The organism is Thiolapillus sp. (genome assembly GCF_048562965.1).
GTDB lineage: Bacteria > Pseudomonadota > Gammaproteobacteria > Chromatiales > Chromatiaceae > Thiolapillus > Thiolapillus brandeum_A.
Genome location: NZ_JBHNMF010000068.1, coordinates 1 through 11,013 on the forward strand (window position 1 = coordinate 1; position 11,013 = coordinate 11,013).

Consider the following 11,013-nt stretch of genomic DNA (forward strand, 5'->3'; position numbering starts at 1 on the left):
ATTCAGTTGTGGGGACAACTCAGTTTCGGGTTGTAACATGGGCCGTATCAGTCGTGACAGGCTGAGCCTATCACTCATGACCACGTCCTAAGGACGTGGGTTTCTACGCTAAACTAAAAAATGGCATTCTGGCACAGGCCGGAATCTGTTGACCCGGCCTGTTCCGGGGTGACAGGAACACCATTGACAGCATATTGAAAAGACGATCCATGGCTTTTTTTATCAACGGAAACTGAAAAATGCGATTGCCGGTTTCCCGCATTATCAATGACCTGGCGTTACTGATAATGGAGGCACTTCCCTGTGCCGTACACAGGGGACTGAAAAACCCAGTTTTTCAACAGCCTTGTCAATCGAGGTACCCAAATGTTCTATTTTCGCCCTCGTTGGCTGATTTTTCCTATACTCCTATATAAACGGGTTTGGAAACGTGGAATTTATGACATGAACTTTTCATCGCCCGGTGTTCCGGGGAGCCGTTACACAAAGAAAAAACAATGTCGTTGGGTGCGTTTAATATGGTTTAATGCCAGCGATGAAGGATGATGCCTGATCTGGAAGGAAAAATAGCCGGTTACCTGCAGCGCTGCCGTGAACTGGTCGAGTTGCAGGGCGGAGAGGGTTGCCTGCAGGTGGACTCCATCACATTCGATATACTGGAAGAGAAAGCCAGAGAAGTGATCATCGCAATACGTTTTATCGAGGTAGTGGCGGACGGGCCGCAATCGGGTTTGGGCCAGGTGGACAGATACCGGCGCTTGCGACTCGAGCTGAATGAATTTGGAGAAATTTCCTCGGCATCTGTTTGCTGAGGCAGGAAACATGTTTTTATGAGCACCCCACAACCGGGTTTGTTTGCGGGCAAGAAGCTGGCCGAGGAAGTGCCCTCTGCCAGGGAGCTGCGCCCCGGAAGAAGTTCCTGGGTATTGCTTATGGTACTGGTGCTGTACGGCGTGCTTGCCGTGCTGGTCATCTTCAACGGATATCAGGAATATCAGTCACTGATTTCGCTGCAGCATGGTTCCGACGCCGTCTCTTCCACGCCCGGCTCCCTGCTCTACCGGCTGGTGTTGAGCCACGGATTGCTGCTGGTGCTGATGCTCGTTGCGCCGGCAGTGCTGATGTATCTGCTGGTCGGGCGGGAGAAAGAGTTGCGGCAGATGCGTATTCAGCAAGAGGCGCTGCAGTCCCAGCTGCGCTATCAGAGTTTTCATGATCCCCTGACTTCCCTGCCCAACCGCATGCTGCTGGAAGAGCAGCTCAACAGCAGGATCGCCAGCGCCCGCCGTTCCGGCAAGCGTTTCCTTTTCCTGCTGGCCAGCCTGACGGATTTCAAACGCATCAACAAGAATCTTGGATACGAGGTTGGCGATGACGTGCTGCGCACCGTGGCGCAGAACATCGTCAGCGGCCTGCGGGATGCGGATGCAGTGGCGCGCTTCGACGGTGACGTGTTTGCCGTGATCGCAGATATCAACGAAAAATCTGAAGCCAATATCATCGCCCGGAAGGTGCAGCATGCTCTTGCGCGCCCCATCGACGTGGCGGATTCGCCCCTGACCGTAAGTGCCGCCATCGGCGCCGCCATTTTCCCCGATCAGGGCAAGGACATGACCGTTCTCATCAAGCATGCGGACAATGCAGTGAGCAAGGCCAGGTCCGCCGGAACCAACAATATCGTGTTTTCCGAAGAAGATGCCAGCAGCGGCATGGACAGACTGGCGCTGATCACCGGCATCAAGGATGCCATGCTGGCGGGGCATCTGAGCATGGTCTATCAGCCCAAGCTGACGCTCACTGCGCCCGATACCCACAGTTTCGAGGCGCTGCTGCGCTGGCAGCATCCCGAGCATGGGCTGTTGCCCTGTGACATGTATATCCCCCTGGTGGAACAGACCCGCCATATCATTGATCTTACCCACTGGACCGTGGAGAATGTCTTCTCCACCCAGCGTGAGCTGATGGACAAGGGTGTGAAAGTCAGTATTGCTGTCAACCTCTCGGCCCGGGTGCTGGACGAGGACGGATTCCCCCTGTGGATGGAACGCATGATCGGCCAGTATGGCCTGGACCCGGCATCGGTGCGCTTCGAGGTTACGGAGAGCGCCATCATGCAGGATTCAGAGCGGGCGCTGCAGGTGCTGCTGCAGCTGGCCGCTATCGGGGTTGGTCTGAGTATCGATGATTTCGGTGTGGGACATTCTTCACTGGCCTATCTTTCCCGTCTGCCGGTCGATGAGCTGAAAGTGGACAAGAGTTTCGTGGTCAACATGATCAAGTGGGAAGGCGACCGCGCCATCGTACGGGCGACCATCAACCTCGCCCATGACCTCGGACTGAGCGTGGTGGCGGAAGGTGTCGAGGACATGGATCAGGCCGCCATGTTGCGTGAAATGGAGTGCGACATGCTGCAGGGTTATTACATCAGCCATCCCCTGAGCGAAGAGCAGCTGCAGCAATGGATCTCCTCCCAGGCGGCCTGATTTGTTGTTACTCATTGATTTCTATGCAAAAACGCTTTCAGATTGCGTATTGTCAATTTGTGCCTGATGAATAATTTCGGTTGACCTAATTAAGCATTCTCTGTTATACATACCGGGTTTTTATCCCGCCCTCATGGGGCGGCATCGTCACGTAACTTGAGAATTAATGGAGTTGGGAAATGAAAAAAATTATTGTGATTGCAGCGCTGGTTGCTGGTTTAGGTTCTTTCGGTTCTGCCATGGCTGCAGGTGATGCGGCTGCGGGCAAGGTCAAGGCAGCCGTATGTGCCGCATGTCACGGCGCCAACGGCATCAGTGTCAATGCCATGTGGCCCAACCTGGCCGGTCAGAAGGCCGACTACATCATCAAGCAGCTGAAAGCCTTCAAGGCCGGTACCCGCAAGGATCCCCTGATGTCTCCCCAGGCTGCACAGCTGTCTGATCAGGACATCGAGAACGTGGCTGCGCATTTCTCCAGCCTGAAGTAAGCAACGGAAAACGGGGAGCCGTCGGATGATGCTCCCTGTTTTTTCACCGACCGATCAAGAATTTTAGAATGTACCTGGAGTTAGAAATGAAAAAAGCCCTGTTGATTGCTTCTTTTGTGGCCATGGCTGTTTCCGGTGTTGCGCAGGCAGCAGGTGATGCGGCTGCGGGCAAGACCAAATCAGCGGCCTGTGCCGCCTGTCACGGTGCTGACGGCAACAGTGGCGTGAATCCCCTGTGGCCCAAACTGGCGGGGCAGCATCCCAAGTACATCATGAAGCAGTTGCATGACTTCAAGGCAACCAAGCGCAAGGATGCAACCATGGCGCCCATGGCTGCTCCACTGAAAGATCAGGATATCGAAGACCTGGCAGCCTATTTCTCCAGCCAGACCCGGACCGTGGGCGAAGCCGCTGCGGACAAGGTGGCATTGGGCCAGAAAACTTATCGTGGTGGCAGCAGCAACGGCGCTCCGGCCTGTTCCGGATGCCATGGTCCCGCAGGTGGTGGCAATGGCGCCGCCAACTTCCCCAGTATCAGTGGTCAGAGCGCGGCTTACGTGGCCAAGCAGCTCAAGGCATTCCGCTCCGGCGAGCGCGCCAACGACATGAACGGCATGATGGCCGGTGTCGCGGCCAAGCTGACCGACAAGGAAATCGACGCGCTTTCCCAGTACGTGCAGGGCCTTCACTGATCAGCCTTTTCTGCAAAATGTAACACCTCGGACCCCGCCATCGTGCGGGGTTTGTTTTTTACGGGGTGCTATACACAGTATTTTTCCAGCCATTCGATCCAGTGCCTGACGGGCAGTTTGGCCTTTTCCTGCAGGTGTAGCAGGCAACCGATGTTGGCGGTGCCGATCATCTCGCCGCCGGTACTTTCCAGCCGCTGCAGCTTGTTCTCCCGCAACTGCCCGGACAGCCTGGGTTGGGTGATGGCGTAGGTGCCGGCGGAGCCGCAGCACAGGTGGGCCTCTTCCGGTTCCCGTATATCGAAACCTGCTTTTCTCAGCAAGGCCTCGGTCTGCCCGGGTGCGCGCAGGCCGTGTTGCAGGGTGCATGGCGCATGGAAGCTCATGGCCGGTGCATCAGTGCGAACCCGCAATTTTTCCAGGTCCTGCTTGGCGAGATAGTCACCGATTTCAAGGCAGTGTTCCTGCATCCGGAGGGCTTTTGCATGGTATTCGCTACCGGCAGGGAACAGGAGGGGGTATTCACGGATCTCCAGTGCGCAGGCGCTGGCGGTGACGACCAGGGCTTCCGCGCCCCCGTCGATCAGTGTCAGCCAGCGGTCGAGATTGTTCTGCGCCAGGGAGCGCGCGGTATCGATATCATCGAGATGATGATTGACTGCACCACAACAGGATTCACCTGCTGCTGCCAGTGTTTGTATCCCCAGTCTGTTCAGCATACGGACCGCAGCGGCGTTGATGGAACCGGCGGCCACGGATTGCACACAGCCCTGGAACAGGATGACTTTGCGTGTTTGTGTGGATGGATTGTCCTGGAGCGGCCTGGTCACCGGGCTGGCTGGCGGGATCTTACGCTGCAGGGTACGTGGCAGCAGAGGGCGGATCAGCCGGGCGAGTCCGAGTGCCGGCGCCATGCGCCCCGGGTAAGGCAGGGTCGCCCGCAGCAGGCGGCGCAGGCCGCGCTCCCTGAGTGGCAGAGGGGCGAGTTCGTGGGCCAGATGGCGGCCGGTGTGCAGCAGTCGTGCGTATTGCACACCGGAGGGGCAGGTGGTTTCGCAGGAGCGGCAGAGCAGGCAGCGGTCCAGGTGAGTCCTCGTTCGGTCACTGGCCTGACCGTTTTCCAGCATCTCCTTGATGAGGTAGATGCGTCCGCGGGGACCGTCCAGCTCGTTGCCCAGAAGCTGATAGGTAGGGCAGGTGGCGGTACAGAAACCGCAGTGTACGCAGCTGCGCAGGATGGTTTCGGCTTCCTGCAGGGCCTCGCTGTGGCCCAGGGCCTGACTGATATGGGTTTCCATGCTACAGACCGGCGTACAGTCGGCCGGGATTGAAGATGCCCTTCGGATCGAAGGCCTGCTTGAGCCGCCGGTGCAGCAGCAGTACAGCCGGCGCCAGGGGCTGAAACGGGCCGTTCCGGAATGAGCTGGCATGGCCGCCACTTTCGGAGGCCAGTTGCTGGATCCCGGCGGCCGGCGCCTCACTGAGCAGCCAGCGCTGGGCGCCGCCCCAGTCCACCAGGATGTCGCCGGGCAGCTTCAGGCGGCCCGTGTTCCTGGGCAGGGAAAGGCGCCAGAGAGGACGTTCGTCGTGGAAGAAAGGCAGTTGCTGTTCTTTCAGGTCCTGCCAGAAGCCGTTGTTGTCCACCTCGTCAGCGCCGATCTGCCGGCACGCATCTTCGACCGCTGCCGGTGTGCCGCTGAGGCGTATCCACAGCTTGCCCCCGTGCCAGGCGGCACCGCTGAGGGGCAGGGGTTGCCGGTTCCAGCGGACAAAGCTGTCCAGAGCCGTGGCTTCATCGGCCTGCTGGCACAGGGTGATTTCACGGCGCGGTGCGGGTACGGTCTTGATGCTCAGTTCCACCAACAGGCCCAGTGTGCCGAAAGCGCCGCACTGCAGACGGGAAACATCGTAGCCCGCGACGTTCTTGATCACCTCGCCGCCGAAATGCAGCAGCTCCCCCCTGCCATTGATCATGCGGCAGCCGAGAACGAAATCACCGGCAGCACCACGCCAGGGCCGGGACGGTCCGGACAGGCCGCAGGCAATGGCGCCGCCCAGGGTGGCCGAAGGAGAGAACCGGGGTGGCTCGAAGGGCAGCATCTGGCCGTTGTCGGCCAGCAGTTTCTCTATGTCCAGCAGGAACGTGCCAGCGCGGGCGCGGATAAACAGCTCTTCGGGCTGGTAGTCGATGATGCCTGCAAGGCCTTTGGTCGGAAGTTCGAGGTCTGCCGTTACCGCTTGCCCCAGAAAAGTCTTGCTGCCACCGCCGCGAATGTCCAGGGTCGTGCCCTGTTCGTGGGCGGCGCGTATCTGTTCCCGCAGCTCCTCCATCAGAAGCGCTCGAGTTCCGGAAACGGCAGCTGGCCGTTGTGGACATGCATGGCGCCCAGCTCGGCGCAGCGGTGCAGGGTGGGGATGGCCTTGCCGGGGTTGAGCAGGCCCTTGGGATCGAAGGCTTCCTTGATCGCGTGGAACTGGCTCAGCTCCAGTGCCTGGAACTGCACGCACATCTGGTCTATCTTTTCGCTGCCCACACCGTGTTCGCCGGTGATGGTGCCGCCCACTTCCACGCAGAGGCCGAGGATGTCGCCACCGAAGCGTTCGGCCTTCTCCAGCTCGCCGGGCCTGTTTGCATCATAGAGCACCAGCGGATGCAGGTTGCCGTCGCCGGCATGAAAGACATTGGCGACCCGCAGGCCGTAGTCCCTGGACATCTGTTCCAGGCGCCCGAGTACCTGTGGCAGCTGGTGGCGGGGAATGGTGCCGTCCATGCAATAGTAATCGGGCGAGATGCGCCCCACGGCGGGAAAGGCGGCCTTGCGGCCGGCCCAGAGCTGCTGGCGCTCGGCATCGCTGCCGGAGATGCGCTGACTGGTGCAGTGGTTGGCGGCCATGATCTCCTGTACCGCAGCGACGGTCTCGTCCACTTCGGCCTGGGTGCCGTCGAGTTCGCACAGCAGGATGGCGGCAGCATCGCGGGGGTAACCGGCCTGGACGAAATCGTCGGCGGTGCGCAGGGACAGGTTGTCCATCATTTCCAGCCCGGCGGGAATGATGCCGGCGCGGAGTATGGCGCCCACGGTCCTGCCAGCCTGTTCCACGCTGTCGAAGGCCGCCATGATAACCTGGGCCACGGGTGGACGTGGCAGCAGCCTGACGGTGATCTCGGTGATGATGCCCAGCAGGCCTTCCGAGCCGGTCATGAGCGCCATGAGGTCGTAACCCGGGCTGTCCAGGGCGTCGCTACCCAGTTCCAGCTCATCGCCTTCGGCGGTGATGATGCGCAGCCCGAGGATATTGTGCACCGTAAGGCCGTATTTCAGGCAGTGCACCCCGCCGGAGTTCTCCGCCACGTTGCCGCCGATGGTGCAGGCGATCTGCGAGGAAGGATCCGGTGCGTAGTACAGTCCGTAACGGTTCACCGCCTCGCTGATGGCCAGGTTGCGCACCCCCGGTTCCACCCGTGCGCTGAGATTGTCAGGATCGATTTCCAGAATACGGTTCAGGCGCGCCAGGCTGAGTACGAGGCCATCTTCCACCGGCTGGGCGCCGCCCGAGAGGCCTGTGCCGGCACCCCGGGGAACCAGGGGCAGATTCTCGGCGTGGCAGAGGCGGATGACCTCCCGTACCTGATCCCGGGTGGCGGGCAGCGCCACGGCCAGGGGCAGGCTGCGTTTGGCCGTCAGTCCGTCGCATTCATAGGGATGCAGCAGTTCCTCGCTTTCGACCAGGCCGTCTTCCGGCAGGATGGTTTCAAGGGCTGTGCGTAATTTCTCGGATAAGGGCATGGATATGCGGACCGCGGCACTGGTATATTCTATTGAGAATATATCAATACCCGTTGGCGTAATAGCCGGATAACAATAGAGGATTTGAACATGCCCACCGTTTCCACCTTCAACCCGCCCGTGCGCACCCTCATGGGCCCCGGCCCTTCCGATGTCTCGCTGCGGGTGCTCGAGGCCCTGTCACGTCCCACTATCGGCCATCTCGACCCGCGTTTCGTGGAGATGATGGAAGAGGTCAAGGGGATGCTGCAGTATGCTTTTCAGACGAAGAACGCCATGACCATGCCTGTATCCGCGCCGGGGTCTGCCGGCATGGAAAGCTGCTTTGCCAATCTGGTCGAAGCAGGCGACAAGGTCATCGTTTGTCAGAACGGCGTGTTTGGCGGACGCATGAAGGAAAATGTCATCCGCTGCGGTGCTGAGGCCATCATGGTGGAAGACGAGTGGGGAACCGTGGTCGACCCGGCCAAGGTGGAAGAGGCCCTCGAGGCGAATCCGGATGCCAGTATCCTGGCTTTCGTGCACGCGGAAACCTCCACCGGCGCCCAGTCCGATGCCGCTACCCTGTGCAAGCTGGCGCAGGATCACGGTTGCCTGAGCATCGTGGATGCCGTGACCTCCCTGGGCGGCACGCCGGTCAAGGTGGACGAATGGGGTGCAGACGCCATCTATTCCGGTACCCAGAAATGCCTCTCCTGTGTGCCCGGCCTGTCTCCCGTGAGCTTCAGCGACAGGGCGCTTGAGGTGATCAGGAACCGCAAATCACCGGTGCAGAGCTGGTTCCTGGATCTGAACCTGGTCATGGGCTACTGGGGCAGTGGCGCCCAGCGCACCTATCACCATACGGCACCGGTGAATTCCCTCTACGCCCTGCATGAATCCCTGCGCATTCTCCAGGAAGAAGGACTGGAGAATGCCTGGGCGCGCCATGAGAAAAATCACCTTGCGCTGAAGGCAGGGCTGGAAGCCATGGGTATCGGTTTCATCGTAAAAGAAGGTGACTGTCTGCCCCAGCTCAATGCTGTCACCGTACCCGAAGGCGTGGACGAGGCCGCCGTGCGCAAGGCGCTGCTGGAGGACTTCAACCTGGAGATCGGCGCCGGTCTCGGCGCCCTGGCAGGCAAGGTCTGGCGCATCGGCCTCATGGGTCATGCCAGCAACCAGAAGAACGTGATGCTGTGCCTGTCAGCCCTCGAAGCCGTGCTGGGACAGATGAAAGCGCCAATCACCAAGGGCGTGGCCCTGGATGCGGCGATGGCGGTTTATGCCTGATATTCCCTTCCCCAATGGCAGCGGGGCTTGCTGCCGTTGGCGGTTGTTCAGGGGTTGCTGAAGTACCAGAGATCGTACCCAATTACAGCATAGAGATTACCCCCGCTGCCCCACATATCGCCAACAGCACTCAACGTATCAGGAGAAATATCCGTCCAGATATCACCAGACAGTTTGAAGACCAAGGCATCCCACTGATTAGCGCCATAAACATACAAATTGCCACCGGATTCTGTGATACCGTAGAAAGCATAACCCGCTTGTCCGCTGAGAGGATGGGTCATTTCTGTCACGCCCTGACCATCTACCCAGCGATAGATTTTCTCCCCTTCCACGCCATAGACGGTGCCCGGCGATGCGCCTGCGGGTATGCCGCGGATAAACTTAGCGGGGAAATCATCGAGGGTGCGGGCCTTCCAGCTTCCTGCGTCGTTGTAATGGTAGCGTACCCGTTGCTTGCCCAGACCATTACTCCAGTAGGCTTCGTAATAGTGATCTGCATCCGGCCCCCACAAGTCCGTGTTTTCATCTCCAGTGCCGGGGTTATAGTAGAACCAGCTTCCGTTGAGATAATTGATGCTTCGATTTCCCCGCGCTCTGGCGATAATAGTATTGCCTTCGGACCATATGTTTACACCATCGAAAGAGGTTGTCTTGTCAGCAGGAATATTCAATGACTGCCAGCTGTTGCCATCAGTCTTCAGAATACCCACTTTGCCATCTTCTCTTACCAGAGCGACGTCGCCATACAAATCCCAAATCGGACCGGTATTGGCAGGAGAGGACATGGTGGTGAAGTTATTACCATCAAAGCGGTAAATCTTATCTCCTGCCACACGCGAGAAATAGACGTCACTTTGGGATATGCCACTCACCTTTGAAAAATAGGTGAGCCCTGAAGTATCGATCTGTTTCCATGTTTTTGGCGTTGTTGAATCCTGGTCGATTACCGTCAGTTCAGCCGTTGTGCTTCCCCAACCGGCCAGATAAGCTGAAATCGTGACATTCTGGGCACCATCCACTATTCCGTCGGCGACACTTGTTACGGTGAAGCTGGCGCTGCTTTGTCCTGCCTGCAAAGTGACCGCTGCGGGTACATCTGCTTCCGTGACATCGCTGCTGTCCAGATACACCGACAAGGCATTCGTCAGATCGCCTGATCGGTTCAGGGTTGCGGTGGCTGTACTGCCTTCGGAAAGGCTGTTGACCAACGTCAGGGTCAGTTCGCCTCCGGATAGCTGTACACAATGCTCGGCGGAGTTTGGCGTTCTGGTGCTGTACTCGCCATAAGCCTGCATGCGGAAGCAGGCATTCTTGCCTTTGGGCAGCCCGGACATGATAGTGCTCACGGTGTCGATACCATACACAGTCCTCTTTATAGTCCATACGGGGTCGCCATCCACCTGCAGATAGATCTCGTAGCCCCTCATCTCAACGTCAAGGGATGAGGCATCAAAATTCCACTCGATAAGGCCGAAACCGTCTCCGCGATCTTCGAAGCCGGTGATCGTCGGAGCAACATCGGGTTGCTGGACGACCTTGATCTCCACCTCGCGGAAGGTGGAGCCGAGCGAACCGAAGCGCAAGCCTTCTGCTTTGCGGAAACCGTTCTCGAACAGCAGCTTGTTCCGGTACACGCCTTTTTGCAGCTGGCCCGTATCCACTTCCACCACGACATAGGCTGATTCATTCTCCGCCAGCTCACCATTGGAAGGGGAAACGCTGATGGCGGCATCGTCGCTGTACTGCACCGACCAGGGCAGCTTGCCCTTGCCAATGTTCTCGACAAGATAGCTTTTCTGTACCACCGTCGGGCTGGCAGGCTCGACCAGCGTGTCGATATTCTCGCCAGACACCTTGAGGAAAGGCGGATCTTCGGCGCACTGGCCGGTGAGATAGCCATGCGCGAGCAGATGTTCGAGTTTCAGGAAGAAAAATTCAAATGCCAGCCACTCATCAACATTCTCCACACCCATCATTTTCAAGAAAGCGCGCACCCCGCTTTCCACGTCGTTCAGATTCCAACGAAAGAATCTGTCGAAACCAATTTTCAGACTGTATTCGATGCCGTCCTTACAACCCTGGCCGGTAACGATATCCTCGTTCAACAGCGGGATACTACCCTGCAGTTGCAGGTAGGATTGAGCGCCCAACTCCGGCCCCATCACGCCATAGGGCCTCGGAAAAAATAGATTACCCCAATTTTGTAATCGGATTGATTGTGACAAACCATGATTCCAGATCAGGTTTTCTGTCAAATCGTTTTTCCAATTCACGCATGGCCTGCTTACTC

The 11,013-nt window shown here is 58.4% G+C and carries 9 protein-coding genes; 5 read left to right on the top strand and 4 right to left on the bottom strand.

Annotation, left to right across the window (positions count from 1 at the left end):
- The first annotated feature begins 542 nt into the window (after nt 1-542).
- From ACOCD2_RS05890 to ACOCD2_RS05905, 4 genes are all read left to right on the top strand, one after another.
- A complete protein-coding gene (locus ACOCD2_RS05890) occupies nt 543-812 on the top strand; it encodes a hypothetical protein (RefSeq protein ID WP_293672490.1) in 270 nt (89 codons plus the stop codon).
- An 18-nt stretch (nt 813-830) separates the two neighbouring features.
- Nucleotides 831-2,483, top strand: a complete 1,653-nt coding sequence (locus ACOCD2_RS05895; RefSeq protein WP_293645772.1) for a putative bifunctional diguanylate cyclase/phosphodiesterase — start codon at nt 831-833, stop codon at nt 2,481-2,483.
- Between the two features lie 179 nt (nt 2,484-2,662).
- Entirely contained in the window at nt 2,663-2,971 is a 309-nt protein-coding gene (locus ACOCD2_RS05900) for a c-type cytochrome (RefSeq protein WP_293645774.1), read from the top strand.
- Between the two features lie 86 nt (nt 2,972-3,057).
- Nucleotides 3,058-3,663, top strand: coding sequence for a c-type cytochrome (locus ACOCD2_RS05905; protein WP_293645776.1), 606 nt, complete (start codon nt 3,058-3,060; stop codon nt 3,661-3,663).
- 68 nt (nt 3,664-3,731) lie between these two features.
- On the opposite strand, the gene glcF is transcribed toward ACOCD2_RS05905, so the two are convergent.
- Genes glcF through ACOCD2_RS05920 form a run of 3 tightly spaced genes read right to left on the bottom strand, consistent with a single transcriptional unit; the run spans nt 3,732 to nt 7,448 of the window.
- Complete coding sequence (gene glcF / locus ACOCD2_RS05910) at nt 3,732-4,958, bottom strand: glycolate oxidase subunit GlcF (protein WP_293645778.1); 1,227 nt, start codon at nt 4,956-4,958, stop codon at nt 3,732-3,734.
- A 1-nt stretch (nt 4,959) separates the two neighbouring features.
- The gene (gene glcE / locus ACOCD2_RS05915) at nt 4,960-5,991 is read right to left on the bottom strand and encodes a glycolate oxidase subunit GlcE (protein ID WP_293645780.1); all 1,032 of its coding nucleotides are present in this window, start codon (nt 5,989-5,991) and stop codon (nt 4,960-4,962) included.
- Nucleotides 5,991-7,448, bottom strand: a complete 1,458-nt coding sequence (locus ACOCD2_RS05920) for an FAD-linked oxidase C-terminal domain-containing protein (protein WP_293645782.1) — start codon at nt 7,446-7,448, stop codon at nt 5,991-5,993. Before ACOCD2_RS05920 ends, glcE begins: the two co-directional genes overlap by 1 nt.
- Nucleotides 7,449-7,580: 132 nt before the next feature.
- Here ACOCD2_RS05920 and ACOCD2_RS05925 point away from each other — a divergent pair, with 132 nt between their 5' ends.
- Entirely contained in the window at nt 7,581-8,720 is a 1,140-nt protein-coding gene (locus ACOCD2_RS05925) for a pyridoxal-phosphate-dependent aminotransferase family protein (RefSeq protein WP_305800196.1), read from the top strand.
- A 47-nt stretch (nt 8,721-8,767) separates the two neighbouring features.
- Here ACOCD2_RS05925 and ACOCD2_RS05930 read toward each other — a convergent pair whose 3' ends face one another.
- A complete protein-coding gene (locus ACOCD2_RS05930) occupies nt 8,768-10,885 on the bottom strand; it encodes a hypothetical protein (RefSeq protein WP_293652431.1) in 2,118 nt (705 codons plus the stop codon).
- Nucleotides 10,886-11,013 lie beyond the last annotated feature (128 nt).

What these genes read in the sequence shown, in the direction of transcription:
- ACOCD2_RS05890 (WP_293672490.1), top strand. Translation starts at nt 543, where the DNA reads ATGATGCCTGATCTGGAAGGAAAAATAGCCGGTTACCTGCAGCGCTGC.
- ACOCD2_RS05895 (WP_293645772.1), top strand. Translation starts at nt 831, where the DNA reads ATGAGCACCCCACAACCGGGTTTGTTTGCGGGCAAGAAGCTGGCCGAG.
- ACOCD2_RS05900 (WP_293645774.1), top strand. Translation starts at nt 2,663, where the DNA reads ATGAAAAAAATTATTGTGATTGCAGCGCTGGTTGCTGGTTTAGGTTCT.
- ACOCD2_RS05905 (WP_293645776.1), top strand. Translation starts at nt 3,058, where the DNA reads ATGAAAAAAGCCCTGTTGATTGCTTCTTTTGTGGCCATGGCTGTTTCC.
- glcF (WP_293645778.1), bottom strand. Translation starts at nt 4,958, where the DNA reads ATGGAAACCCATATCAGTCAGGCCCTGGGCCACAGCGAGGCCCTGCAG.
- glcE (WP_293645780.1), bottom strand. Translation starts at nt 5,991, where the DNA reads ATGGAGGAGCTGCGGGAACAGATACGCGCCGCCCACGAACAGGGCACG.
- ACOCD2_RS05920 (WP_293645782.1), bottom strand. Translation starts at nt 7,448, where the DNA reads ATGCCCTTATCCGAGAAATTACGCACAGCCCTTGAAACCATCCTGCCG.
- ACOCD2_RS05925 (WP_305800196.1), top strand. Translation starts at nt 7,581, where the DNA reads ATGGGCCCCGGCCCTTCCGATGTCTCGCTGCGGGTGCTCGAGGCCCTG.
- ACOCD2_RS05930 (WP_293652431.1), bottom strand. Translation starts at nt 10,885, where the DNA reads ATGGGGCCGGAGTTGGGCGCTCAATCCTACCTGCAACTGCAGGGTAGT.